This window comes from Paenibacillus sp. YAF4_2, from assembly GCF_052113225.1.
Lineage (GTDB): Bacteria > Bacillota > Bacilli > Paenibacillales > Paenibacillaceae > Pristimantibacillus.
Map to the genome: position 1 here is coordinate 64,927 of NZ_JBFRCT010000004.1, position 25,571 is coordinate 90,497.

The 25,571-nt window shown below is 45.0% G+C and carries 32 protein-coding genes and 1 pseudogene; 7 read left to right on the forward strand and 26 right to left on the reverse strand.

The window, feature by feature from the left end:
* Positions 1-15: 15 nt before the first annotated feature.
* The 6 genes from AB4Y93_RS10765 to AB4Y93_RS10790 all read right to left on the reverse strand — a co-directional run bounded on the left by AB4Y93_RS10765 (position 16) and on the right by AB4Y93_RS10790 (position 4,582).
* Entirely contained in the window at positions 16-690 is a 675-nt protein-coding gene (locus tag AB4Y93_RS10765) for an ABC transporter permease (RefSeq protein WP_441891714.1), read from the reverse strand.
* Positions 687-1,910: an ABC transporter ATP-binding protein gene (locus AB4Y93_RS10770; protein WP_441891716.1), complete on the reverse strand. Its 1,224-nt coding sequence runs from the start codon at positions 1,908-1,910 to the stop codon at positions 687-689. The genes AB4Y93_RS10765 and AB4Y93_RS10770 overlap by 4 nt, the downstream gene beginning before the upstream one ends.
* Before the next feature lie 258 nt (positions 1,911-2,168).
* Entirely contained in the window at positions 2,169-3,161 is a 993-nt protein-coding gene (locus AB4Y93_RS10775) for a cation diffusion facilitator family transporter (protein WP_441891718.1), read from the reverse strand.
* Between the two features lie 23 nt (positions 3,162-3,184).
* Entirely contained in the window at positions 3,185-3,631 is a 447-nt protein-coding gene (locus AB4Y93_RS10780) for a CBO0543 family protein (RefSeq protein ID WP_441891720.1), read from the reverse strand.
* Positions 3,632-3,836: 205 nt separating this feature from the next.
* Positions 3,837-4,304 carry a hypothetical protein gene (locus AB4Y93_RS10785; RefSeq protein ID WP_441891722.1) on the reverse strand — a complete coding sequence of 156 codons (468 nt, stop codon included), beginning with the start codon at positions 4,302-4,304 and terminating at the stop codon, positions 3,837-3,839.
* 56 nt (positions 4,305-4,360) lie between these two features.
* Positions 4,361-4,582: a DUF6199 family natural product biosynthesis protein gene (locus AB4Y93_RS10790; RefSeq protein WP_441891724.1), complete on the reverse strand. Its 222-nt coding sequence runs from the start codon at positions 4,580-4,582 to the stop codon at positions 4,361-4,363.
* Between the two features lie 333 nt (positions 4,583-4,915).
* On the opposite strand from AB4Y93_RS10790, the gene AB4Y93_RS10795 reads away from it, so the two are divergent.
* Entirely contained in the window at positions 4,916-5,320 is a 405-nt protein-coding gene (locus AB4Y93_RS10795) for a VOC family protein (protein ID WP_441891726.1), read from the forward strand.
* Between the two features lie 118 nt (positions 5,321-5,438).
* On the opposite strand, the gene AB4Y93_RS10800 is transcribed toward AB4Y93_RS10795, so the two are convergent.
* Positions 5,439-5,762, reverse strand: coding sequence for a WGxxGxxG family protein (locus AB4Y93_RS10800; protein ID WP_441891728.1), 324 nt, complete (start codon positions 5,760-5,762; stop codon positions 5,439-5,441).
* 443 nt (positions 5,763-6,205) lie between these two features.
* Positions 6,206-6,376, reverse strand: a complete 171-nt coding sequence (locus AB4Y93_RS10805; protein WP_441891730.1) for a hypothetical protein — start codon at positions 6,374-6,376, stop codon at positions 6,206-6,208.
* A 484-nt stretch (positions 6,377-6,860) separates the two neighbouring features.
* Here AB4Y93_RS10805 and AB4Y93_RS10810 point away from each other — a divergent pair, with 484 nt between their 5' ends.
* Complete coding sequence (locus tag AB4Y93_RS10810) at positions 6,861-7,442, forward strand: glycosyltransferase (protein WP_441891732.1); 582 nt, start codon at positions 6,861-6,863, stop codon at positions 7,440-7,442.
* A 94-nt stretch (positions 7,443-7,536) separates the two neighbouring features.
* Here the strand turns inward: AB4Y93_RS10810 and AB4Y93_RS10815 are convergent, their stop codons facing one another.
* The gene (locus AB4Y93_RS10815; RefSeq protein WP_441891734.1) at positions 7,537-8,127 is read right to left on the reverse strand and encodes a TetR/AcrR family transcriptional regulator; all 591 of its coding nucleotides are present in this window, start codon (positions 8,125-8,127) and stop codon (positions 7,537-7,539) included.
* 161 nt (positions 8,128-8,288) lie between these two features.
* On the opposite strand from AB4Y93_RS10815, the gene AB4Y93_RS10820 reads away from it, so the two are divergent.
* Complete coding sequence (locus tag AB4Y93_RS10820; protein WP_441891736.1) at positions 8,289-9,203, forward strand: ketopantoate reductase family protein; 915 nt, start codon at positions 8,289-8,291, stop codon at positions 9,201-9,203.
* A gap of 106 nt (positions 9,204-9,309) precedes the next feature.
* On the opposite strand, the gene AB4Y93_RS10825 is transcribed toward AB4Y93_RS10820, so the two are convergent.
* On the reverse strand, positions 9,310-9,738 hold the full coding sequence (locus AB4Y93_RS10825; protein WP_441891738.1) for a MarR family winged helix-turn-helix transcriptional regulator: 429 nt from the start codon (positions 9,736-9,738) through the stop codon (positions 9,310-9,312).
* Positions 9,739-9,903: 165 nt separating this feature from the next.
* Here AB4Y93_RS10825 and AB4Y93_RS10830 point away from each other — a divergent pair, with 165 nt between their 5' ends.
* Positions 9,904-11,214 (forward strand): amidohydrolase family protein, encoded by a 1,311-nt coding sequence (locus AB4Y93_RS10830; RefSeq protein ID WP_441891740.1) that lies wholly within the window; start codon positions 9,904-9,906, stop codon positions 11,212-11,214.
* Between the two features lie 111 nt (positions 11,215-11,325).
* On the opposite strand, the gene AB4Y93_RS10835 is transcribed toward AB4Y93_RS10830, so the two are convergent.
* The 8 genes and pseudogenes from AB4Y93_RS10835 to AB4Y93_RS10870 all read right to left on the reverse strand — a co-directional run bounded on the left by AB4Y93_RS10835 (position 11,326) and on the right by AB4Y93_RS10870 (position 17,339).
* The gene (locus tag AB4Y93_RS10835; RefSeq protein ID WP_441891742.1) at positions 11,326-12,339 is read right to left on the reverse strand and encodes a collagen-like protein; all 1,014 of its coding nucleotides are present in this window, start codon (positions 12,337-12,339) and stop codon (positions 11,326-11,328) included.
* A 444-nt stretch (positions 12,340-12,783) separates the two neighbouring features.
* On the reverse strand, positions 12,784-12,951 hold the full coding sequence (locus AB4Y93_RS10840) for a hypothetical protein (RefSeq protein ID WP_441891744.1): 168 nt from the start codon (positions 12,949-12,951) through the stop codon (positions 12,784-12,786).
* A gap of 238 nt (positions 12,952-13,189) precedes the next feature.
* Positions 13,190-13,465, reverse strand: a pseudogene (locus AB4Y93_RS10845) (HIT family protein); the annotation flags it as partial.
* A gap of 148 nt (positions 13,466-13,613) precedes the next feature.
* A complete protein-coding gene (locus AB4Y93_RS10850) occupies positions 13,614-14,597 on the reverse strand; it encodes an alpha/beta fold hydrolase (protein WP_441891746.1) in 984 nt (327 codons plus the stop codon).
* 669 nt (positions 14,598-15,266) lie between these two features.
* Positions 15,267-15,662 (reverse strand): hypothetical protein, encoded by a 396-nt coding sequence (locus AB4Y93_RS10855; protein ID WP_441891748.1) that lies wholly within the window; start codon positions 15,660-15,662, stop codon positions 15,267-15,269.
* 101 nt (positions 15,663-15,763) lie between these two features.
* Entirely contained in the window at positions 15,764-15,943 is a 180-nt protein-coding gene (locus tag AB4Y93_RS10860; protein ID WP_441891749.1) for a hypothetical protein, read from the reverse strand.
* A gap of 179 nt (positions 15,944-16,122) precedes the next feature.
* Positions 16,123-16,548, reverse strand: coding sequence for a hypothetical protein (locus AB4Y93_RS10865; RefSeq protein ID WP_441891751.1), 426 nt, complete (start codon positions 16,546-16,548; stop codon positions 16,123-16,125).
* A gap of 320 nt (positions 16,549-16,868) precedes the next feature.
* Complete coding sequence (locus AB4Y93_RS10870; RefSeq protein ID WP_441891753.1) at positions 16,869-17,339, reverse strand: hypothetical protein; 471 nt, start codon at positions 17,337-17,339, stop codon at positions 16,869-16,871.
* Between the two features lie 185 nt (positions 17,340-17,524).
* On the opposite strand from AB4Y93_RS10870, the gene AB4Y93_RS10875 reads away from it, so the two are divergent.
* Both AB4Y93_RS10875 and AB4Y93_RS10880 read left to right on the forward strand, forming a co-directional pair.
* Positions 17,525-18,295, forward strand: coding sequence for an arylamine N-acetyltransferase family protein (locus AB4Y93_RS10875; RefSeq protein ID WP_441891755.1), 771 nt, complete (start codon positions 17,525-17,527; stop codon positions 18,293-18,295).
* Between the two features lie 958 nt (positions 18,296-19,253).
* Entirely contained in the window at positions 19,254-19,979 is a 726-nt protein-coding gene (locus AB4Y93_RS10880; protein WP_441891757.1) for an alpha/beta hydrolase family protein, read from the forward strand.
* A 2-nt stretch (positions 19,980-19,981) separates the two neighbouring features.
* Here AB4Y93_RS10880 and AB4Y93_RS10885 read toward each other — a convergent pair whose 3' ends face one another.
* Genes AB4Y93_RS10885 through AB4Y93_RS10895 form a run of 3 tightly spaced genes read right to left on the reverse strand, consistent with a single transcriptional unit; the run spans position 19,982 to position 22,723 of the window.
* Complete coding sequence (locus AB4Y93_RS10885) at positions 19,982-20,614, reverse strand: bifunctional 4-hydroxy-2-oxoglutarate aldolase/2-dehydro-3-deoxy-phosphogluconate aldolase (protein ID WP_441891759.1); 633 nt, start codon at positions 20,612-20,614, stop codon at positions 19,982-19,984.
* A 13-nt stretch (positions 20,615-20,627) separates the two neighbouring features.
* Positions 20,628-21,836 carry an A/G-specific adenine glycosylase gene (gene mutY / locus AB4Y93_RS10890; protein WP_441891761.1) on the reverse strand — a complete coding sequence of 403 codons (1,209 nt, stop codon included), beginning with the start codon at positions 21,834-21,836 and terminating at the stop codon, positions 20,628-20,630.
* Positions 21,836-22,723, reverse strand: coding sequence for an AraC family transcriptional regulator (locus AB4Y93_RS10895; RefSeq protein WP_441891763.1), 888 nt, complete (start codon positions 22,721-22,723; stop codon positions 21,836-21,838). Before AB4Y93_RS10895 ends, mutY begins: the two co-directional genes overlap by 1 nt.
* Positions 22,724-22,859: 136 nt before the next feature.
* On the opposite strand from AB4Y93_RS10895, the gene AB4Y93_RS10900 reads away from it, so the two are divergent.
* Positions 22,860-23,198: a c-type cytochrome gene (locus tag AB4Y93_RS10900; protein WP_441891765.1), complete on the forward strand. Its 339-nt coding sequence runs from the start codon at positions 22,860-22,862 to the stop codon at positions 23,196-23,198.
* 68 nt (positions 23,199-23,266) lie between these two features.
* Here AB4Y93_RS10900 and acpS read toward each other — a convergent pair whose 3' ends face one another.
* The 5 genes from acpS to AB4Y93_RS10925 all read right to left on the reverse strand — a co-directional run bounded on the left by acpS (position 23,267) and on the right by AB4Y93_RS10925 (position 25,545).
* Positions 23,267-23,662, reverse strand: coding sequence for a holo-ACP synthase (gene acpS, locus AB4Y93_RS10905; RefSeq protein WP_441891767.1), 396 nt, complete (start codon positions 23,660-23,662; stop codon positions 23,267-23,269).
* A gap of 8 nt (positions 23,663-23,670) precedes the next feature.
* Positions 23,671-24,480, reverse strand: coding sequence for an ammonia-dependent NAD(+) synthetase (gene nadE / locus AB4Y93_RS10910; protein ID WP_441891769.1), 810 nt, complete (start codon positions 24,478-24,480; stop codon positions 23,671-23,673).
* Between the two features lie 31 nt (positions 24,481-24,511).
* Positions 24,512-24,946 carry a BrxA/BrxB family bacilliredoxin gene (locus AB4Y93_RS10915; protein WP_167279302.1) on the reverse strand — a complete coding sequence of 145 codons (435 nt, stop codon included), beginning with the start codon at positions 24,944-24,946 and terminating at the stop codon, positions 24,512-24,514.
* A gap of 81 nt (positions 24,947-25,027) precedes the next feature.
* Positions 25,028-25,405 carry a DUF3905 domain-containing protein gene (locus AB4Y93_RS10920; protein ID WP_441891771.1) on the reverse strand — a complete coding sequence of 126 codons (378 nt, stop codon included), beginning with the start codon at positions 25,403-25,405 and terminating at the stop codon, positions 25,028-25,030.
* An 8-nt stretch (positions 25,406-25,413) separates the two neighbouring features.
* On the reverse strand, positions 25,414-25,545 hold the full coding sequence (locus tag AB4Y93_RS10925; RefSeq protein WP_441891773.1) for a hypothetical protein: 132 nt from the start codon (positions 25,543-25,545) through the stop codon (positions 25,414-25,416).
* Between the last annotated feature and the right edge of the window lie 26 nt (positions 25,546-25,571).

Genomic DNA, 25,571 nt, shown 5'->3' on the forward strand with positions numbered 1-25,571 from the left:
AATTCCCCCATGCTGTCATACCGTACCGGATGCCGGCGCGCTTCTCGTCTTGGCCGTGACCCATTTCTCCGCGAGTCCCAGAAGGAAATCTGCTGCAAGCGCCAGAAGTACGGCCAGAATAGCTCCGGTCACAATCAGTTCTGTCTTATTGACACCCATACCGGAGAAGATGAGCTGTCCAAGTCCGCCAGCTCCGATTAATGTCGCAAGCGTTGCCCAGCTGATAATATATACCGTTGTTACTCGCAGCCCCGACATGATGTAAGGGAAAGACAACGGCAGCTGGACGCGAAGCAATCGCTGCACGCGGCTGTAGCCCATCCCACGAGCCGCTTCTATCACATTTGGATCAACGGCCTTAAAGCCGGAGTACGTGTTGCGCATAATCGGCATAATCGAATAGAGAAACAGCGCGAAGACAGCTGGTGTACGTCCGATACCTAGCAGCGGAATCAGTATGGCGAGCAGCGCTAGACTCGGAATCGTCTGCAGTACGTTAGCAATGGTGAATATGATACTGTTTAGCCAGCCAATACGGCTTCCACCAAGCCATATGCCAACCGGGATCGCGACAATCGCTCCAAGGATTATGGAAAGGGCAGAAATATAAATATGCTCACGAAGAGCAATCAGAATATCCCCCTGTCTGCTCGACAAGAAAGATCCATACTCAGACAGCCACTCCATCATGTGCGCCCTCCCCCTACTTCATCGGCTTCTGCTGGTTCAAGTGGAGCCTCCTCCTTCAGCTTTTCCGCTTCCGCAGTAAGCTCCTCCAGACTCATATCATCAGGATTGTACATCTCTGCCATATGCCGGACGACACTCCCCCTTGTAACCAGTCCTACTAGTTGTCCATCCCGAACAACAGGTACGTAAGGCAAGCCGTGCTCATTCATCAGCGTCAAAGCAAGCGCAACCGATGAACCGGATTCCACAACATGAACAAAGGGCTTCATAATGTCGGCCAAACGACTATCTTCATGTCTATATCCCTGCAGAACATTGAATATAGAGACATAACCCAGCAGCTCTCTTTTTTTACCAACAATGATCAAGGAATCAACCCGATGTCTCTCCATGAATTGGATAGCAGCCGCCATCCCTCGCTCAGGGGAAGCTGTAACAGGATTAACCGACATGACGTCATCGACGATCATACCAGGGTCAAGGGTATCGTTCGTCAGATGCTTCTTGCCGATAAAGCTCGTAACGAATTCATTCGCCGGATGACGCAAAATATGCTCAGGGGATCCGGTCTGAACAACCTCCCCAGCCTTCATCAGAACAATTGTATCGGCGATTTTGATCGCTTCATCCATGTCATGGGTCACGAACACAATCGTCTTCTTCAGTTCCTGTTGAAGACGGATCAGCTCATCCTGGAGCTGTTCCCGGCTGATCGGATCAAGCGCACTAAACGGCTCATCCAGCAAAATGACATCAGGATCAGCTGCAAGCGCTCGAATAACACCAATCCGCTGCTGCTGTCCACCGCTAAGCTCCGAAGGATACCGATTCCGGTATACATCAGGGTCCAGATTCACCATACTGAGAAGCTCATCGACCTTACTCGCAGTAACCTCTTTATCCCACTTGAGCAGTTTTGGTACAACCGCTACGTTCTTCGCAATATTCATATGCGGGAACAAACCCACATTCTGAATGACATAGCCGATGCTTCTGCGTAATTCAACGGGATCAATGCTGGAGATGTCCTTGTCACGAATATAGATTTTGCCGCTGGTCGGATTGTTCAAACGGTTAATATGCTTCATAAGAGTGGACTTACCGCAGCCGCTTGGACCAATCAATACCGTCAATTCGCCTTCTTTGATCTCCAAATTAATCATCTTTAATGCTTCGAAACCATCATCGTATGTTTTCTTGACGTTCTCAAATCGGATCATCTATTGTTCAACCTCCGAATTTTCTTATGCTTAGACTTTCCGATTCGTGCACATAAAATGCCAGGTGTACAAGATTAAGGTGAATTTCCCTTGAGAATTGCTACTACCCCTTATCATTACCGGAAAAATGCATTTCCTAGTTATTACACTCTTGATGGACAGTTGAAACACTTTAAGTGAAATACAATAAAAAAAGCACTCAACATTTCATAATGTTAAGCACTCTTTTAACCTGCTTTTCAAAATCGCTTTTTGCTTTTATGTATTAACCGGCTCTGGATTCCAGTTCCTCACTCCGTTATCCTCAAGAATTCCTATCGTTACATCTGCGATCTCCGTTTCATTTAGAAGGGAATCTCTAATTTTGAATTTAATATCATCTGCATCAGCAAGCGTTAATCCGGGTCGTAATTCAACTTGCCCTTCTACGTGATAATAACGTCCCTCTTGAAGGACTCGCATTTGAAAAATATCAGTAACATAAGGATTTGAAAAAATAATTTGGGCAACTTTATCCTCCACATCCTTTGGGGCAGAAACACCGATAAGGCCAACCATATTGTCGTAACCAACTTTAAAGGCAACACCAAGCATTAGTAAGCCGATCAGGAGTGTAGAAACCCCATCAAGGAGTGCAAAGCTAGTAAACGATGTTACAACAACCGCAAGAAGAGCTAAGAGGGCACCTGTTGTAGCTACCAGATCTTCGTAAAATACTAAACGTGTTGGTGGCGCGGCCCGACCCACATTCTTAAAGGCTTGTGATACAATCGCTAATCCCTTTGCTTGTACTCTTGACTCATGAACGATTTCCTTAGTCGCTTTTATTAATACAAATCCATCAACTGCTACGGATAAGAGTAATACAATAAGGTTCAACCAAAAACCATGTGATGACGCTGAAGGATGAGCCACTAAATGAAACCCTTCTTTAATTGTCTCATAAGCCATAACAGTTACAACAATAACAGCCACCATACAGAATAAGTTGATTACACGCCCGAACCCGGTTGGGAATTGACGAGTAGGCTTTTTCTCTGCTAAGACACTACCTGCAAAAACAAAAGCCTGATTTACTGCATCGGCAATGGAGTGCATGGTTGACGCAAACATTGCTCCACTACCCGTAGTTACAGCAGCAAAACCTTTAATGATTGCAATTCCGGCGTTACCGAGTGCAGCGGTTGCTGATGATGTGTTTCCTTTTTTTAATATATGAATAAACCTGTTTTGCGTACTTTCAGATTCCATTACAAGCTTTACCTCCCAAATAATTACAGTTTCCTGTTTGATTTGCTGTACAGGTAAACAATTGAGAATGCCACAATGTATGAAGTGAAAGTCCAAATGATATGCCAGCCATTATCATATACAACCCTTCCCATCTCTACAAGGACGTACTCCGCAACCGTAATCCCTATACTCCAAATACAAATAAAAACAACAGATGACCAAGTACGTCTCTCAATAAAGTAGATGAGGAATATTCCCAACACTGGATACAAACCTAAATTATAGGGTATCGCCGAGTAGGATTCATTCTCATCAAATATCGGTTTAACAATCCAAAAGCCATGTTTCACAAAAAGGTCGTTAAGAAGAAATGCCATAAGTGAGCTAATTGGTAAAACACGAAGAACCAACTTTAGTTTGTTTGGAAGTGGTGCAAGAACGAAGCATAACCAAGGAATGATGAACCCAACGATAATATTAAAGATCATAATTACACCTTACCTGCTCTTTTTACAAACAGTATGGTCAAAAGTTAGCCTAAAAAGACGAAGAAGCAGCCGATCATCTGATCGACTGCTTAATGGATAGCGGAATTGGAACCTTAATATGATCCGTACCTGCAATTTTCACACCATCTTTGACTTCAGAGCCGAGATCTTATCGTCAGCCGTCAGCTGCCATTTTGAAGTTTTATTAGGTTGTCTCTGGCGTATCCATTCCGTCCGGACCATCAACTATGTCGATTACACCGACAGCAATAATGGATACTGCAGCTGCTTTACCAAGTTTCTTGGCGCCATCTTTAATCAGCTGCTTATCGTTTTCCTTAATGCCTGTCACAACATCTTTTCCGCTATCGACCACGTATTCGATTCCTTGGCCAGCACCTCTAACTGTAGTCGTGACCGCATCTCCAAGATCATCGAATCCGGCCTTTGCCTGCTGCTTATCCGCCGTTATTAAACCGGCGCCAACATCCCATACACCGCTCGCTGCTTGGCCTGCTAGTTCACCTGTCTTTGCCGTCACTCTTTCCACATCATTGCCGATCTCTTTAATGTAATCACTATGAACAAGCTCCCCGGCAACACGCACAGTACCTCCAAGTACTCTGCCTGTGAAATCGCCCGCCAGCTTTCCAATGCCTTTCAGTAAATCCATCTGAACACCTCCGTATCTTAATTTATGCTGTATAACGATTATTGACGTACTTCGTTTCATTCATAGGGTTGTATCAACAATATTAAACCTAAGATTGCACATATTGCAGTTCCAATACGTGAAAATATAAAATAGGCAGTTGAAGGTTCACGTGTTGCCTTCCAACCTTGGGTTATATTCCAAAAAATTCTTGGTTTTATAGTGGCAAACAAAGCAGCTCCAGTCCAGAGTACAAAGAAAACAGTAATCCCTATAGAAATAACCTCTGGCGGTACCATTCGCATCCCTCCCTAATTTTATACATTAGCTCAGGTACCAACAATATACCAATGTATAAATCAACAAGGAATATTGACCTTTTCTTGGTCTTAAGGATTTATCTCACTTATACTCGTTCATTCGCAGTATTTCATCGCCTTGTAATGCTGTGGTCGGATGAAAAATCATGCTGTACGTCCCTGCAAAAAAATTTCAAAACACTACTGACATACTGTTGTCAGTAGCGTTTTTTTATAATCGGAGTAAGTACCGTAAAGAGGTGGGAGATAATGCTTGGCCCAAATGATAGGGTACGGTATTGTGTCATTTTATTATAGGAAGGATGGTATCTCGTGAATTTTGCTTCTGTACGCATCATTACCGACGACGTTGATCGTCTCGTCGAGTTCTATGAGAAAGTCATGGGTGTTTCTGCGGAACGCCCCGCGCCCGTCTTTGCCGAACTGGTTGTGCCATCGTGCACCCTGGCGATCGGTCACTCCCAGACGGTGCAGCTGTTCGGCGCTGGTTCCGCAGTGGCAGCCGACAATCACACTGTCATCATCGAGTTCCGCGTCCACGATGTCGATGCCGAATACGAGCGCTTGAAGCCGTTTGTCGACCAGTGGGTAAAGGAACCAACCACGATGCCATGGGGGAACCGTGCTATGCTGTTTCGCGATCCCGACGGCAACCTGGTTAACCTCTTCGCACCGGTGACCGAGGAAGCGATTAAGCGGTTCAGCGGTAGGCATTGACACTTAAGACTTTGCATGACTTTTTGAAAAATGCCGTTGCAAATCAAAATCCTCAATTGTGAACAGCAAAGAACTCTCTTCTGATGAAGAGAGTTCTTTGCTGTTGGAATAACTATGGCTATGCGTGATCGCGATCGCGTCCTCGGTTTCTCAGGCCAGCAAGACCAATCAAGCCAAGCAGACCAAGCCATCCCCAATCGAAATCATTATCGTCAGCAGCATTGGCCCGGTAGCTATTCGTGCGTACCGAATTCCCATTGTCGATGCGATTTATGTCCGTACCTAGCGCGCGGTTTGTGTCGTTAATTCCTTTATTAACATCATGACGTATTTCATTACCTGGCTTATTATCCATCTTTGTCATATTATCGGCAAATGCAGGAATAGCGGAATACATCATCATGCATACTGCAAGAACACAGAACGCTAACCATTTCTTCATCTTCTTGCCTCTCTTCAATTAGAGTACAAGCACAATTATTTTCTTTCAGGGACGTGCGGATTATTCCCAGTATGGAAAAATGATTATAAACATCATCTACTATTCCACATAATTAGTCGGATTAACGACCAACTTTAAAAGGCTCCGTTAGATAACAAAACAACTTCCCCTAGAACCTTTTGGACCGAAAACTAGGATCTAGAGGCGACACCACTTATCGCGTCGTCTTATAATGGAACAAATGTAGCACTTATGTTCTGTTCTTTTGAATTGTTTCAAGTTTTCACAATAAACACATTTCATATTGTAATGTCACCTCCATTTTTCTAGCCTGGGTATTCATTAAGACAAATCCTGTACCAGTTGGCGTTGTGTATCAAACGGGTGGTCCTACTTGTGGTACCTTTTGTCTTTCCCTTTACATTTTCCAGCATAAAATCTAATTATTCGTTGTCGCCCTCGACAATTTTTAACAGGCGCACATATGATAACCCAGTAACTTTGTAGAAGTATGCGTTTACCGGAGGCTGCCCGAAGCCCGGCATTTCGCTGCTCTGCCTCGCAATGAGCTCCAGCAGTCGGGTGAACGGCTGTCCATCCTTTATATCGTCCATTCCTTTTACCCGGAGTCCTACACCGGAACCGAGAAATTCGTACTAAACGTAGCCAGAAGCATGCAGCAGCGCGGCCATCGCGTAAAAGTCGTGACTTACAGCGGTCAGCTTCCGGTGCAGGCCGCTTCAACTGACGAAATAGCGAGCGAAGAATATGTCTATGACGGTGTACCAGTACTCGCCTACCGGAGCCAAGCAGCAGATCCGGCCCAATCGCCCTCGATCTTAGAGGATCCCCGGCTGTCGGCGTGGGCAGAAGCCCTTCCTGACCAGGGAGCAGCCGAACTTAATCCACGTCGCTCATGCCATGCGCGGCATCGAGTTCGTGCAGGCCGCCAGCAGAATGGGAATCCCGTATGTCATGACTTTAACGGACTATTGGTCCGTATGCCCGCGATCGATTTTGGTGCGTGTCGACAAACAGCTCTGCGCCGGGCCGGAAGGCGGACTGGCCTGTATGCAGATCGAAGTGCTCCCCCACGGTATGCGACGGGAAACGCTCATCCCGAACGCTAAAACCTATCGACCTGCTTCCTCGCTGACGCTAGTCTACGGCGGATCGTTGAACGAGCATAAAGGCGTGCACGTCCTGCTTCAAGCGATGTCATTGGTACCGTCTCGCCGACTCAGGCTGCATCTCTACGGTTCCGGCAACCCGGAATACGAGGAAGTGCTGCAGCAGATGGCGTCCGGAGACCGGCGCATCTCGTTTCGCGGCACTTACGCCGAGACGGATCTCCCGCGCATTTACCAAGAAGCCGATATTGCCGTCGTGCCTTCGATCTGGTATGAAAATTATCCGCTCGCCCTTCACGAAGCGCTGGCATCCCATTTGCCTGTAATCGCCTCCGGCGTAGGCGGAATGTCCGAGAAAATCATCGACGGACTTAACGGTTATACCTTCCGCGTAGGGGATGCCCGTCATTTGGCGGAGCGTATTCGCATGTTGCTCCGCAAGCCTGAGCTGATCAATGCCCTTAAAAGCAATATCCGGGAAATGTCATTACCATCAGCAGATGACGAGTTAGCCGCGTACGAGTCGGTTTATTATCAGCATGCGCGGTAAGTAAGGAACATGCGGCACCTACCTTATTCGATTCTAGATAACTAAACAAAAGTTCAATAAAAATGGCAGTGGATTATATATTCCACTGCCATTTTTATTGCGATGTGTCGTTGGGATACAGCTTAAGACCGTTCATAACATAGGGACGAACAATGTTTAAAAGCAAATCGGTCCGATCAATTTTCCCAACTGTTAACCAATGAAGTGTTGCGCCATAAATTGCTGAGCCTGTCAGGGCCGAAATGATCTCTGTATGGAAACGGTCTGCTCTATGGAAGTTACCCCCTTTCAATAAAATACTTACTATTGTCTGCTGCAACATTTTATTTATTTTTTCATCTACAATCGTAGCCATTGATTTGGAATCCATTCTGCATATCTGATAAAAATCTATGATGTAGCGGTGTGTGAGCAAGATCAGTTGATCACATATTTCATCTGTAAGTTCAAGTGCATCCATCACTTCGTTTGGAATCATCTCGCGGAAAGCCTGTTCTGTGATCTCTTCCAGCAAAGCATACTTATCTAGGTAATGGGCATAGAAGGTAGCTCGGTTAATGGTAGCCCTCTGTGCGATATCGTTTATGGTTATTGAATCAAATCCTTTACTCCGCAGCAATTCTCTGAATGCTTCCCTTATTAACTGCCGTGTGCGCAAAACCCTTGGATCTTGCTGATTTACCATATCCCTGCCCCCAGATTAAACATCAATTATCAAAATGTGTTGCCTATGCAACTTTCCACATAATCTGCCGGTTGAATTCATAAGAATGCGGTACTAATATCTTATCTAACAGTTGTTGCTTAAGCAATCTGTGATAATTAATCTGAAAGGAAGGATTATCAATGAACACCAAAAAACAAATTAGACTTTTAATAATTGGCGCGGGTGTGATTGGCAGTGTATACGCGCTCCGATTTGCACAGTACGGGCTGGACGTCACTATACTGGCACGAGGAAAGAGACTGGATACGCTGAAAAGGAACGGACTAGAATACAACCATAATGGAACCATAAAGAAAATATCGATAAACACGATCGAAAAGCTCGATAACGACGACATTTATGATTTCATTTTCATTCCTGTGCGATATGATCAGGCTGAATCTGCCCTGTCTGCAATTAAAAATAATAAGAGCGAAACCATTGTCACCTTGACTAACACCATCGAATACGACAGCTGGCTTGAAATCGTGGGAGAGCGGCTACTCCCAGGATTCCCGGGTGCAGGTGGAGACATCAAAGAAGGTATTCTGTACGCACAATTCGGTTCCGAGAAACATCAAGGAACTATTTTTGGTGAAATTAATGGACTGAGAACCAAAAGAGTACAGGAGCTTGCCAAAATATTCGAATTGGTAGATTTGCATTATGAAATACAGAATGACATTCAAGCATTCCATGTTTCGCATGCTGCGTTGGCTATTGTAAACAAGCATTTCTATACAAAAGACGGTATGGTGGATATAGAGACAGCAAGAAGTGAAAGCGTGCTAAGGAAGATAGCCGTAGAAATTAAACAAAACCTTCGTCTGGTAGAACAAGCCGGAATTCCGGTAATCCCACCCGAAACGAAGACACTGGGAGAGCTGCCTGAGAGCGACATCATTACATGGTACCGACAGCTGCTAAGTAATGACTTTATAATTGATGTAAAACTTGGGGATCATGCCGTCAGCCAAAAAGCCGAAATTATGTTATTGGATGAGGTGTTTCAAAAAAAGTTCGAAAATGACAACACCATATGCCCCTCATCTTAATTTACATTGAGCTAAACCCACTTTATTATATTGTTTTTCTTCAATAAAAAGCGGCAGCGGATCTCTGATGATCTGCTGCCGCTTTATTATAAACTCATCGGGTTCTTTATAAGCGTTCATTAATTCTGATCAGCAAATTCTTTAAGATTTGCTTCTCCTCGTCATTAAGGGCTTGAACGATTTCATCCTCCACCTTTTGGAATGAGTCATTAAAGCCTTCAATCAATTCAACCGCTTTTGGTAATACATATATATTTTTTTGTCGTTCATTATTGGCCGGGATTTTGCGCTCGATGAACCCTTTTTGCTCTAGACCTTGAAGCATGCTTGTAATGCTTGCCCCACGTAGATGAAACCGATCTGCAAGATCCTTTTGAATAATATGATTATTTTGGTTCTCATAAATATAATCGATTACTTTTCCTTGTTGAGAACTTAATCCTAGCTCTTTTATACTCTCATCCGCTCTTTTCTTTAACTTAAGACCGATAATCTGAAACAAATCCATATAAACCGTATCTTTTCGGGAATGCATGATCGTCCATCGTCCCCTCTGTAATTGTTAGGAATCTAATTGTAAGTAGCTAAAATATACAGTGATCCTCTAGGATTGTCAAATAAATATTAGTTTATTGACAGTTAGTTTTCTAACAGTTATACTTCGAAATGTTGAAGCACAAACACATTAGGAGGAATTAAAATGGAGCAACTAAATCAAAATGCTGCGTTAGAACAAATTACGGCGATTACAAATGTACGAATCTTTGATGGATATCAAATTATTGCTCCCAGACATATCGTCATTAAAGGGGAGTCCATTATTTCAGTGGGCGGAGACATTCCAGCCGATGCAACGATTATCGATGGAGAAAATAGCACACTAATACCTGGTCTGATTGATGCACATGTCCATACCTCAATCGGCGGATTACGAGATGCCTTAAAATTCGGCGTTACAACAGAACTCGAAATGAACGGCGATTTTACTAAAAGAGGGCGCGAAATTCAGTTAAAAAATGTGGACGACGTCGCGGACGTCCGTTCTGCTGGTACAGCGATTACCGCCCCTGGTGGGCACCCGGATGAATTACTGCCGGACGGAGATGAAATACCGGAATTTGTATTAAAGGAACTAGAGAAGTTATCGGAGGAAGACAGGGAAGCAATGTTGGCCGCATACGCTCACGATCACGAAGAAATACCGCAAGTGACGACGGTTGAAGAAGCGATCAAACATGTGCATACCCAAGTGGAGAATGGAGCCGACTATATTAAGATCATGATCGAAGAAGGGACAGTCATGGGTGCACCTGGCTTGCCTGTTCTAAGCGATGAGATTCTAAAAACAGCCGTGGATGAAGCCCACAAGTTCGATAAGTTGGTCATCGCTCACGTCTTGACGGCTCTTTCATCGAAAGCAGCCATCGATTTTGGAGTCGACGGTTTGGGCCACTTGTTTATAGACAGACCCAAGTACACGTCCGAGTTAGTGAAATCCATAGCGGATTCAGGAGCTTTTGTTACACCGTGTTTGGTGCTGAATTCATCGATTATTGGAAATCCGGCTTCGGAATTGGCGAATGATCCGCGGGTTCATTCCAAATTAAGTCCGGATTGGATCGATATTTTGAACTCAAGCTTCAACACGTTCCCACAAGGCAATATGGAAAACAGCTTTAAGAATGTGATGGATCTTCACCGTGCCGGAGTTGATATTCTTGTAGGGACGGATGTAGCACCGGTTCCCGTTCCGAATCTTGGCGGCCTTGCTCATGGGGCCAGTGTCCACCACGAAATGCAGCTTCTGGTGAAGGCTGGGTTCACTCCGATCGAAGCTCTTCAGTCGGCTACTACCAAACCGGCCCGTTGCTTTGGTCTTCATGATCGCGGTCGGATTACCGAAGGTGCGCGTGCTGATCTTATTCTCATAAACGGTGATCCGACCACTAATATTTCGGATACCTTGTCGATCAAATCCGTGTGGTTCAATGGTTCGCAGCAACTAGGTTAGAATCAGAGATCATGCTCTTGCTGATCGTAAAATCGCCAAGAAGAGGGACTGCAGACTACAGTCCCTCTTCGACTTTATGAGCAAAAAATCCCATATAAAGATTTTCACTCTCTATGCTATCTGCATAATTACAAGATGTGCGGAATCCGACCTGGTCCCTCCAGCTAATGGAGTGATAGTAAGTGCAGTGGAATTACCTGCAGGATTTCGAACTGTGAGTACTGAATTAATCACTGTTGTTTGTACTAGCGCCATTCCTACTATTTGAGAAGTCCCTGTTGCACGCCCGACCACTGTATAGGCTAAATCAGCGCCATTTAGTGTTAAAATTAATTGACCTGCTTCATTTACATTTACCTGAAATAAAACCTGATATGTGCCAATTGCAGCCAAGTTAAATGAGCTCGCATTTATACGAGTAATGGCAGTCCCACTAATTGGACCATCTTGCGGAAAACTTACGTCCGTATTGGGAGCAACGGTTGCTGCATTATCAGGAGGCATTAAGGCAAAAAAATCTGCAAAGCCTAATACTCCACCAGCCGGCCCTACAGGTCCCGCTGGACCCGCTGGTCCCGCTGGTCCCGTTGCTCCTGTTGGACCCGTCAATCCAGCGGCGCCAATTGCTCCTGCAAGCCCTGCTAATCCTTGGGGTCCAAGTCCGCCAATCGCTCCTGCTAGGCCTGCTGCTCCTTGGGGTCCAAGTGCTCCTGCAAGTCCTTCCGGTCCAAGTGAACCGATCGCTCCTACAAGGCCTGCTAGCCCTTGGGGTCCAAGTGCTCCTGCGATTCCTTGGGATCCAAGTGAGCCAATCGCCCCTACAAGGCCTGCTGCTCCTTGGGGTCCAAGTGCTCCTGCAAGTCCTTCAGGTCCAAGTGCACCGATTGCTCCCACAAGTCCAGTTAATCCTTGGGGTCCAAGTGCTCCTGCAAGTCCTTGAGGTCCAGCCTCTGCAATTGCCTCCGCAAGTCCACTTAGTAATTGCTGTCCGTTAAGCGGGGGACACTTTATACAAACATTCTTCTTAATTAATCGTGGATGACGTTTCTTTTTATTGCCTTTTGGATGGCATACAATAATAGGTTTCTTTTTGCACCGTTTTTTTATAGCGGGACTACTCAACACGACACCTCCTATAAAGATTGTACAGTGTACGTAAGTTGTTTTTCATCAGCATGGACTAATAGCTAACTATGGCTAGACTAGAAACTATTTATAGAAAAATAGGTTAATGATAGGGTGGCTCTTATCTTTTCTGGAACCTTGAATTGGTGAGAGAAAATAAAGTTCTTTATCCATGGTGCAGTAAAATCAAGGGTTTTCAGGGGATCAAAATCGGATTCACATATATTTAAGTTGTTTAATGGGGACGACTTTGAGTGGTGCCGCGTCTGAAATTTTGAAAATAAAGTTGTTTAATCAGAGGCATGCCAAATTTCCAGAATGAAAATAAATTTTTTAATGAAATCTGAAAGTAGGGCCCAACTCCAACTCCCTGGACAGCATAAAAACAGCAGCCGATTCGGCTGCCGTCCAAAGACTAGTATTGAGCTAACGTTTCCCGATAGTTTAATCGCTTTTTGCCATTGATTCATTGATTAGCTTACAAAGATAGCCGACTATGTATTCTCTTTGTGTTGTTTCTTCAAGGTCGTTATTTTCTACAAGATCATTTATCCCTTTATTTATAACTTCCCATAACGGCGTGCCTTCAAATTGTCCATACGGATTTGACATTGCACTGTATACCTCCCCGACTTATCATTCATTACATTTCACAATAGAGTGCCCTTATTCAACTAAACTCCGTTAACGTAGTAAAAGCTGCCGAGCATCGCCGGCAGCTTCTACCTGGTCTTTATTCAACTAATGTTTCCCGATAGCTTAATGAGAGAATCTTATTTTTCCTCTCTAAGTACCCACGTAATCACAGGTTCATCTCCTACTCGGGTTAGCATCTGTCCCTCCCTAGGCCTTAACTATTTTCCTCTATCCAAGAACGCAACTTATTAGCATAGAATGAGCGTTCATCTCGATCGGACTGAGAACCCTTTGATAGATAAAGTTGATCATTCATATATCTAGGGTAGACATGGAGATGATAGTGCCACACGTCTTGATTGCCAGCAGGCTCATTATGTTGCCGTGTAGAAATCCCATCACATCCATACGTACTTTTCATAGCAAATGCTGTAAGCTGAGCCGCGCGGTGAATTTCAGCAGCATAATCCGCAGGGAGTTCAAAGATGTTCTCGAAATGCTCATAGCCTGCTACAGGATTTACCGATAAAACCTGCCATTACTTATGATACGGTTCACCGCGCTGTCTGTAACGGCAAGTTTTAAGGCCATCCCCTTAAGGATGACCTTTTCTTTGAATCAAATGCAAACATTCATTTTTAGTTAGCTGGTATGAATTCTTTGATTTTCTGTGCAAGTACATCAGGCGCAAAATCTTGAAGATAATGCCCATAGTCGTCCATTAATACATACTTGCTATTAGCAATTTTTGAAAGGTAAGATATCTGGAACCCTTGCCATTGTTCTTTAGTATAACCAAGACCAATGCCGTCACCATTCGATATGAAAAACAATACTGGTAACTGTGGTTGTGGCATATCATCTACTTTATGAGCATTATCTAAAAGATCCACTAGCTCTTCTACCATCGGTGGTGTATTAGTTCTCCTATAATATATGGCTCTATATAGATCTTTTTCATGATCTGTCAAATCCCCTGCCGATATTGCCGCCTCGCTCTTAACCATGGATGGGATAAAACGTGTCACTCCCATATGTTCTACAAATGCCAGTATCTTTATTTTTGTTACAAAATCAGATGCTTTCGGCAAATTGGGGTCGAAGTACGCATTTACAGTACCCACATCTATTCCTACAATTGCAGAAACTTCTTTTGGATATTTTTGAGCCCAATAAACGGACTCCAACCCCGAAATAGAGTGAGGCACTAATACATAGGGAGGCTTCAAACCCGCTAATAATAACGCTTGTCTGTCCTCTTCCAATACGGTGTCAAGATCTCTTGGAACGTTTGCAACATCACTGTAACCATACCCTATTCTTTCTGGTACTGCGATTTTATATTCATCACTTAAGCGAGTATATAAGCTTTTAAAATCTAAGATTGGCGAGGCTGTACCGCCTCCTGCCAGAAATACAAGGGTTTTATTTCCCTGACCTTCTGTATATACACTCATTTTATGTCCATCTACTGTAACCATTTGACCCATGGGCTTAACTAATGCATCTTCCCTGCTCAGATGGATTTTGTGATTGATGACTATAACTAAAGCAGCTAATACAATAAGTCCAAAAAACCCTCCAAAACTATAACCTATTCTCTTTAGTATTTTCTTCTTCACTATTGAGCCTCCTCAGTATTCTATATCCGATGTTATCAGTCGAATAGGTTGTTAGGTTCATCTTAGCAAACTCTAAAGACAATAAAACCGGTCGTCGGCCTCGTACTCCGCTAGACAAAAGTCTAGGGCTAGATGCGGAACTCCATCAATGACGAAAGTCTCATGAATAGCACCATATATTGGAAGTGAACTTCCCTTTACTTCAACGACGAACGGCGGCCGATCGAGTGGCCGGCCACCGCTGTGACATGATTGAGCTATCGTTCTCCGTTAGTTCATACCGTTACCATATAATTTTCGTTCTAATCCTTTAAAATGGACATCCTGCCTTTGTAACCACAAACGGGACAAGTAACAATTCGCTCGTTCAATACCCCTGTTTTTAGTGAACCCGCAAATTTTAATTTTGATAACTTAAAGTTGCTACGACACAACGGACAAACAAAATGAGTGGTTTTTGTCATGATATCAACGTACTTGTAGACCAATAGATAGCCCAGAACCAAAGGGAGAAAGATTTGAATTAGAATGAAAATCGGATTTTGCTGATTCATGGAAATCCCCTTTCTTAGCATAATGAAAAAAGAGCAGCTGCCGGGCGGCAAACTGCTCGATGGTGCGTTCAACTAACGTTCCCAGTTAGCTTAAACCACCTTGTTAAATAAAGTCTTATTCAATTAACCATGAAAGTGAGCTATCAATTTCACCATGTATGGCAAATGTCTTTACCGCATTAGACATCGTATTAAAATCAATACACATCTTTCTACTGTAATCGCCAAACTGGCCACCAGCTTTTAGATATATTGTTTCATCTGTTTGAGACTCATCAATTAAATTGTAGTAGGTCATATTATCAAAAGTAGCTGTCACAATGTAATAACCACTTTCACCGCCACCTACAAGCATATAAGCATCTTCACTCAAATTAAGAGAAAGAAGAGTATGCTGATCACCATTAAGTCTTCTTAATTCAGATAAGATTAACTCCCAAGTAGGATTCAAGTGTGTACCACCATTATCCTCGTCCCCTATCCAGTTATCTATTGAGAGTGACCTAACCATTAATTATTCTTCCTCCCCGTTATTACACTTTGCTTCACAAAAACCTCCCTGATACGGTAGTGTTGAATTGCACTAAAGTTCCCAGTTAGCGTAATGTCGTCCTATACACTCACTTGTTCAAGACAAATCAGCCATTCATTCCAAGCAGCCGGGTCTACTGTTGAGCCATCATCGAGTAGAATAAGGTCACCAAGCAGTGAAGCAACATCATCTGATTTTGTTCTTTCATAATACGCTTCCAAAAATAAAACCATTGCTTTGAATGCAGTTGTTGGTGTCATCTGACTTATTCCCCCTATTGCCTCTAGTTTTCCATAGCAATAACTATATATCAACCAATATATTCCACTTTATTTTCAAAGTATCCTGCCCTTAGTTCAACAAAAAAGCAACCGAACTTTATACCCCGGCTGCTATCGATTGTTACTCTATAGTTTCCAGTTAGTGTAATGGCAGAATCCTAAATCTTACTTCTGGCAATTGTGTAAATAGCTTTTCCGTTATAGTTTTTACCCTGGGGTTCATCCCATTGAATATTTACTGAAATCTCATTTCCGTTCTTTGGAACCAAGTTTTCAATAGTACCCCATGACGACGTGCTTGGTTCCGTAAGTGTAGCATTACCTTTAATAGTACCGTAGCTGTATTCAATATTTGTAATATGCTCGTTGCCCGTATATTGTATATCCAAATCATAAACCCATTTTTTTATAGACGTTTTAAGATAAGGAGTTAATACGACTTTCCAATCTGATAAATTTTCTTCTGATTCCAAGGCAAAGGTCACTTTTTGATGTATTAATTTATTTGCGCTACTGGTTTTTGAATAAACAATAATAGTGGTTAGCAACAGGACACTAAGTATTATCGGAATTATTCTCTTCATTTTCCCTTCCTTTCTTTACGGGGCATTACTGCTAAATATAATACCACATATTGGAACTAACCTGCCCGTTAGCTTAATGCCGCAGCCCAAGACCTAATTATAAGATCTTGGGCCGCTAACGCTGCTATAATATTGGAGTCAGTCTATTACTTTTTTCACCGGAGACTTAATGTTGTAAACGACCCTTTCTGACCGACTGAGATGATCAGGTATTGTCAACTCGTATCCAAACGTCTCAAGGAAATTAACCAGGGACTTGACATGATTTTTATAGCTTGACCCGATCCGCAATAGCCATTACGATGTTTCGGCCTGCAACTTTACGTGTACGTGCTTCGACACGACTTCGACTTCCCGTCGATCCCAAATGAGTTCAACTGCGCCTCGTCAATAGTTTTGATCTGATCAGCGAGCCAGTTATGAGAGAACTTGATGAACTCCGTACTAAGAGAAATGTAATGGACCGATTGAATGGTGCTGGGGTAGTACAATTGATTATGTCTTTCATTGCTTTTATGATCAACCTCGCGAAAGCAGCTATACTCTTCTAATCCTTGAGAAGTTGCAAACATTCTGCCCGTTAACGTAACAAAGCTGCTTGTCCCCACTTCATGTATATTCATGCCATAACCAGCGCAGGATAATCCACGAAATTCACCATCCACCCAGCGCTCTATATATCCGCTACTGCCACAATCCTCACAGCCGTACCTTCGACTGCGAAAATTCACACTAATCACATGATCTGGAAAAGAAATAAATTCCTCAAGATCGACGTGACCCATTCCCATCTCTGTTCGTCACCAAGCGAACAGTTTAAATACATCACCGCGGAATTAAGCAGCCAAGAGATGACCTTCTATATCATGGTCATCTTTTTTATTTCCGCCGGCTCGTTCGACAACAACTGTCACCCCTCACGACAAGCTTGAGTTAAACTAGATCTAAACTAGTCTTAAGGGAGGAGAACGGAAATATGGACGTGAAAAGCAAGGTTCAGCTCTATTTAGATCGAATCGGCTATGACGGACTGCTAGACAGAAGCGCTCAAGTGCTCGCAGATCTGCAGGACTGTCATCTTCACGCCGTGCCTTATGAGAATTTGGACATTGTGCGCGGCGTGCCGATCTCGCTTGAGATCGATCACCTATTCGATAAAATTGTCGTCAGGCGGCGCGGAGGTTATTGCTTCGAGTTGAACGCGCTGTTCGGATGGCTGCTGCGCGAGCTGGGATACCCTGTAACCGATCTGTTCGCCCGCTTTTGGCGCGACGATCCGTCCCCTCCTCCGAAACGCCGCCATCAAGTGCTGAAGGTTGAAGCCGGGGACCAAACCTATTTATGTGACGTTGGCGTCGGCGGCATCGTTCCCCGTCGGCCAGTCGCCATGGTCGAGGGGCTTCCGCACCGGCAGGGCGATGAAACTTACCGATTGGACAAGGACCCTTACTACGGCTGGATGATGTGCGAACTGAAGCATGGAGAATGGTGCCGGCTCTATTCATTCACGGAGGAGCCGCAGCTGCCGAAGGATTACATCATGGCCAGCTATTGGTGCGAGCATGCGCCGGACTCGATCTTTACGAAGGCAGAGATGGTTGCCATCCGCACCCGGGAGGGCCGGAACACGGTGGCCGGGAAGGAATTCCGCCTGTTTGCCCAAGATGGGGTCAACGTGTTCACGCCCCAATCGGACGAAGCATACAAGGAAGCGTTACGCCAGCACTTTGGGATCAAGCTGGACTAGTAGTTTAAATACAAGAACTGCCTGTCGTCATTATTCGAATGACAACAGGCAGTTTCTGATATTATCATTAATATGATCAATGAACAGCTCTCGGAGATGAACATTACTGAGGTAAGGAAAGCTCACAAGTTCCTGAAGGATTTATTTACTTAAAAAGCGTAGCACCATTTACGATGGGCTACGCTTTATTTATCTTAATACTATTATTGGAGTGTGTAGATCTTGTACCAACTTAAAACAAATGAAGACTTTTTTTACGCCGTTGCATCGGAAAGAGAGGTTTCCTTTTTAAGGCCCGATTATATCGGTGGAGGACCAATACTGCAATTCAACGAGTACTTTGTTAAGATCGGGAATGAGTATTTTTCCCGTAAAGATACGAAGTTCTTTATAATGTCCTAAACTTTTTTGAAATATATTGTTCTAGCCACATTTGACATTTCTCTTCTCCCCTCAAGATAAAGCCGCATTACGATGCTAAGCAGGTCTTTCGAGGTCTCCCGTAATGTTATCATAGTCCTCATTTCAAAATTTTATCGAATGCTTTTAATATTGCCCATCCCCTTGAGATATTTTTCTGTTCACAGAAACTAAGGCGGATTTCTCTTGTCCAATATCTGCACCATCCGCGAAAGCAGCAATTCCCGCAAATCTTGGTAAGAAACAAGAACCAAATCATCATTAAAGAACTTTATTTTCCCACACCACTTGAATGAATGAGAGAATGCTCAGAGAGTCATAACCTTGTAATGAAGCTGTAACATTGCACTCAGGTTGGTTTCATTTACACAATCTATAATAAAGGACATGACCCCCCTTTATTATATTTCTCTCTTGCAGCCTGTGGCCCCCGTGCCGCGGGCTCTTTGTTTTTATAGGGGAACTTTAAGTTTAGGAAGATTTCCATAGGAAATGATGATAGTCTAAATAGGTGATTGTTATTTGTCGGAGGGGAATTATGAATCCAAATCAAACAAGTATTGCTGATGTGCCTTGCTTGCAGTTCGAGCCCGCAGGACAGCCAATTGGCACCGTTCTCTTATATCATGGCTGGGGCTCTTCAATGGAAAGCTATCCGTTCTTCGCCTCCCTTATTACAGGCTGGGGCTACAAGGCTGTTATCCCTGAACTACCGTATCATGGACAGCGGGGCAAGCTGGATTATGCGAATCCAGAAGTACTGGAAAAGCAGTTCCTGGAGGTTGTATTGCAAGGGGTAAAAGAAGCTCGTTCAATCGTCGATGAGATCTCAGATTCCAGCGGCCGTATCGGCATCATCGGACATTCGGCTGGTGGATTTATCGCGGCGGGATCATTTGCGAAGCATGCTGCGCTGCAAGCTGCCGTCGTCATTAATGGATCCTGTGCGTGGATTCGATTCGAGGAGAAATATCTTGAATATATGGGCAAAACGCCGCTCACCCCAGAGGAGCGAACGGCGCTTAAAGCCCATGATCCGTTCACACAATTAACGTTTGAGGATGAGCGGGCATTGCTGCTGCTTCACGGAAAAGAAGATACAACCGTTCCGATTGACAGTCAGCGGTATTTTATGAACAATAAGTCAGCTATCGCATCCGAGCAGCTCCATATGATCGAATACAGCGGAGTAAATCACCAGATTACGCTCAAGATGCTTGAACAATCCAAGCTGTGGCTGGACCGTCATGTAGCACGCCAATAGCTCTACAAAGGACGGACCGCCTCAACAAATTGACGGGCACGTTCTGTTATCAGATCGTACTTGCCTTCACGAACCCATTCCAGGTTCAAGAGCTTGCCGCCCATGCCAACGGCATTAGCTCCAGCGGCAAAATATTCCGAAATATTATGTAGGTCAACGCCGCCAGTCGCCATAATCGGAATGGAATCCAGCGGTCCTCGGATTTCTGTTAAATATTTGGTGCCAAGCGTCCCCATCGGGAACAGCTTTACCGCTTCGGCACCAGCTTTCCAAGCTTTCACGATTTCCGTTGGTGTCATAACACCAGGCCATACCGATACACCTTTCTCAAGTCCGTAGCGGATGACTTCCTCATCCAGGTTCGGTGAGATTAGGAATTGTGCGCCAGCAGCGACTGCCGCCTTCGCCATCTCCACATCCAGCACCGTTCCTGCGCCTACGGCCGCTCGGCCGTCGAACCGGCTCCGCCAACGCTCGATCATGACGGTAGCTCCCGGTGTATTCATCGTAATTTCCATCAGGCGAATGCCGCCATCTATCAAGGCTTGTCCAGCAGCATCTGCTTGATGGTCTTCAATTCCTCTTAGAATAGCTACAATCTTATGCTCCAGCAATAAATCCAGCATTTCACTCATGTTATTGTCCCCTTTACGTCCAATAATCTCGCAATATGCGTAAGAATACATTTGGAAAAGCTAATGTCTCCATATCCTTCGGACCGATCCAGCGATATTCTTTCCTTAAGCCGCCACCGTCAACTTCATAGGCTGCCGCTGTCTCTGCGGCAAAGCTAACACCTGCAGCCTCTGCCATCTCTGCATGAGGACCTAAGTCAGCCAGATAAACGCGCATCTTCCAATGAATATGGCTGAAAATATGATCCGTATCCATAAACCAGCCGCGCGGGCGAATCAGGATACCCGTCTCCGTTTCCAACGACCGTGTCAGCCATTCTCCTGCAGCCGCATATTCCGTGCTGCTGCCGCTGCCTTCACCTGCTGCCTCAACCACTTGCTCTTGCTCCTTCGGCACCAATAAATGCGGTAGCTCCCACATCTGGGCGAGCAAGCCTGTCTCCGGACGCTGACGAACCAGAATCTTACCTTCGTTAACACCAGTACCGGCAACAATAACGGATACCCGCTTCTCAGGACGAGGCGGCTTCGCCTTCGTCTTAATTGGAAGCTCTGTTTCTCTTCCGGCAATGCGGGCTGCACAATGCTCCATTACGGGACATGGCAGGCAGCTTGGCGACTTTGGCGTACAGACAAGTGCTCCAAGCTCCATCAAGGCTTGGTTGAAATCACCAGCTGCTCCTTCAGGAATTAATGATGCAGCAAGCTTTTCGATTCCCACGCGAGTGGCGGGCTTCGCAATATCTTCCTCCAGGCAGAGATATCTGGACAGAACACGCATCACATTGCCGTCAACAGCTGGTTCTGGACGATTAAAAGCGATACTCATAATCGCTCCGGTTGTATAAGGGCCGACCCCTTTTAAACCTGCTACCGATGTTTTATCATCCGGCACCACTCCGCCATAACGCTCGACTACTTCACGCGCCCCTGCCTGCAGGTTACGAGCACGCGAATAATAGCCAAGCCCTTCCCAGCACTTCAGTACTTCCGGTTCCGGCGCTTCGGCGAGCGCACGTACGGTCGGGAATTTACTCATGAACCGTTCATAGTAAGGGATAACCGTATCCACCCTGGTCTGCTGCAGCATAATCTCAGACACCCATACTCGGTACGGATCTTGATTCATCCGCCATGGCAGATCCCGTTTTATCCTTCTATACCAGATCAGAAGCTCACGGCTGAAATAGGCTTTTGCCTCCTCATTATTAATGGCTTCCATTATTCTGTCACCTCATTATTTCCATCGCCTGATTTAATATTACGAATATCCACCTGCATCAACCGGCGATATTGCTTTGGTGTAATCCCCGTCTGCCGTTTGAGAAGCCTTGGCAGATAATGATTAAGCATACCTACCTTACTTGCAATATCGGAGATCGGTAGATCAGTCTCCTTCAACAGCTTCTTCGCCAATTCGAGGCGTCTTTCCGTCACATACTGAATAGGCGAGCAGCCCATTACCGTTTTAAATGAGGTAATCAAATAGTTCGGATGAAGATAGGCGACCTTGGCTAAATCTTCAATTTGAATATTATGATGAAGATTTTTCTCAATATAATCAATAACCTCGGTCCATTTCTCCCCGCTCTCCAGCATCTCGTAATAATTTTCTCTTGATAACATAAGAGCACTATTATCAATGTAGAAAGACATTAACTCCAATATCGCAGCTTTTAACTTCAGTGGGCTCGTTATCGACTCCTGATTCAGAGCTTCCATCATACGCAAAATGATGTTAATGACATACTCCCCATCTGGTATCGGAACCGAAGCGGTGAATGGTATTCTGAGCAGCTTAATAAACTTGAATTCCTGCGTATCCAAGCAAAAATGGCACCAATAATACTTCGTCTTCTGTTGTACGGTAATTTCATAAGATTCATTTGTTTTGGGCCGGAGCAAATACAATCGCTTAGGTTCAATATTATGAGTAACACCGTTAATCTCGACAACAGCTTTTCCCTCAGTTGCATAAATAAACCGGTAGAAGTCCATACCATCCCTACTATCGGTCCATCCGACATCTCTTTCGGAATAGGCAGCCATAATAACCCCTGGTTCTAGCAGAGAAAATTGTCTTTGTAATATTCGTTCATTCGTCTCCATGACTACCCCTGTTGTCTTGTCTAGTTTTCGTAAATTATTTACTTTATTATATAGGCTATGGAGATAAAATCATATGGAAGTTAAATCATCTATTTAGATTTATTTTAATCTAAAGGTTCAGAAAGAAGGATCAACAATGTTATCCAAAGGAATTCTACTCTCTACAGTCGTCGCTGTACTGCTTACTGCCTGTGGAAATAATGGAGGGACCGGCTCTTCTGCCATCTCAACCAGTCATATGGACGCACCTGAAAAGACAGGAGCCGTCTATCGGGCTAATTGCGTCAGCTGCCATGGTTCAGATCTGCAAGGACGAATGGGAGCACAGACCAACCTGCAGCAGGTTGGTGCAAGAATGACTAAGCCCCAAATCGTGGAACAGATCAAGCATGGCGGACGTTCTATGCCACCCCAGAATCGGTTGACGGATGAACAGATTGAAGGCCTCGCCGAATGGCTTGCAGGCAAGGTCTAAATCAGAACAACAAAAAAGGCTGATCCGTAAGCGGCTGCAGCAGCCGCTTTACGAATCAGCCTTTCTATCTATTCCACCTGTTCCACAATTGCGACTGCCGAAGCAATAGAACGATCATGTGTAATCGTAATATGAATGCGATACCTCTCGCGCTGCAGCTCCAGCCGCTCCCAGGCTGCTCCGGACAAATTACATTCCGGCTTCCCGGCAGGCCCACGCAAAATCTCTATATCGTTAAATCCAGCTTTAGCACCGATGCCGCAGCCAAGCGCCTTCACTACGGCTTCTTTTGCCGCAAATCGTCCTGCCGTAAATTGCGCCAGACGTTTGCCCTCATAGCCGGCAGCCAGATCCCGCTCTCGGCTTGTTAACACTCGCCCCAGGAACTTCTCTCCTGCCTTGCCCGCAAGCAAAGCAGCTATCCGGTCCATATCCGTCACATCATGCCCGATCCCTGCAATCATCGCTTGGATCAGACGCCCGGAATCGGGGAACGTTTATGCTCAGTACGCAAGTATTGCTTCTCGAGCTTCGCTTGCGCTTCCGCTCCGATTTCTTTGCCTTCAAGATAAGCGCTGTTCTCGTCATACAGAATGCCCAGCTCAGACTCGTCGGTTTGTCCTTCCCAAAGACCAGCTGTAGGTGCTTTGTCCAGGATGCTTTGCGGTACACCAAGCACGCTTGCGAGTTGACGTACCTGACGCTTATTCAGCGAGCTAAGTGGTGTAATATCAACCGCTCCGTCTCCCCACTTCGTGAAGAAGCCGGTAATAGCTTCCGATGCATGGTCCGTACCAACAACAAGCAGATTCAAATCAAAAGCCAGCGCGTATTGGACAACCATCCGCGTTCTAGCTTTCACATTCCCTTTGCCGCCGCGGCTCAGATGGCGGGACATCCCGATCGATTTGAAGGCATGCTCTGTCTCAAGAGCAATCTCATCTACCGCTTCGCCGATATTCGTCTCCACCTTATACTTCAGCTGGAATGCTTCCGCTGTAGCATAGCTGTCCTGAATATCTACTTGCTCCCCATAAGGCTGAAACACGCCAAGAGTCATATACTCCTGGCCGGTCTCAGCAGACAATTCATCCGTTGCCATCTTGCATAAACCAGTTGTAACCGCGCTGTCAATGCCGCCGCTGATGGCGATCAAGAGGCCCGTTGTACCTGACTTCTTCACATATTCCTTCAAGAAGTCTACACGTTTCCGGATCTCCACAGCTGGATCAATCTCCGACTGGACGCCGAAGCGCTCGATTATTTCCTGTTGTAAACTCATAGCACAGGCTCCCCTCTACCCAAATAGCGAATTAACGGCAGAAACGGTCAAATGCGTTTGTCAGATCTTCCGCAATCTCAGCAGCAGAACGATTCTCGATTTGATGACGTTCGATAAAATGAACAAGTTCGCCGTCTTTCATCAGAGCGATCGATGGGGACGATGGTGGGTATGGTGCAAAATATTCACGAGCCTTAGCCGTAGCTTCTTTATCTTGACCGGCAAATACCGTGTACAGGTGATCCGGTGTAATATCATGTTGCAGCGCTTCAGCTACGCCTGGGCGGCATTGTCCTGCAGCACAGCCGCATACGGAGTTCACAACAACAAGTGTTGTTCCTTTTGCTTCTGGCAGCGATTCCGCTACTTCTTCAGGGGTACGAAGCTCTTTGATCCCAATTCGGGTCAAGTCATCACGCATTGGTTGAACCATATCCAGCATATATCTCTCAAATGACATCGACATTTGAAACACACTCCTTTTTAATAACCTAATTTTAGTTACTATTATACCGCCCGCCATGAAAATAAAGCAACCGGAGTGCACTCACTCCGGTTGCTTTGGCGGCACTTCTTCCGTGCTGAGGAGAGGATCTCCAGCTCGGTAAGCACTGTTTTTATCCAGATGCATAAAAATTCCCGCCTGAGGCTCGATTCCCTGTTCGAAATATTCCCTGTTCTCGGCGGTTTGAAACCCGATATCCTTATAAGGATGAACCCACTGGTCACCAGCCATTACAGCCGGATCCGTATCGGTACTCCAATGATTAAGCGGTGAATCAGGCGAATCATAGTCATGATCCCCGATTACAACGCCATGTTCGTTCACGAACGGCTCATGCGGGCCTCTTCCCTCACGAAACTCCGGAAGGAAGGCGATCTCGAACGGATCAAGTGACGGATCGTCCTCTTTGCCCTTACTCATTGATGACCTTAAATCGAAGGGCGGTTTGGCCCATCCAGCTTCTTATCGAAGCCTGCCTCACCAGGAGCTGCCGAGCCGGATTTATTTTTAGCTGCTTGTTGGGATTGCTCGTTTGAGTTGCCTTTTTTGTTTTGTACCATCGTTGAGGACCTCCTATGTGTGACTG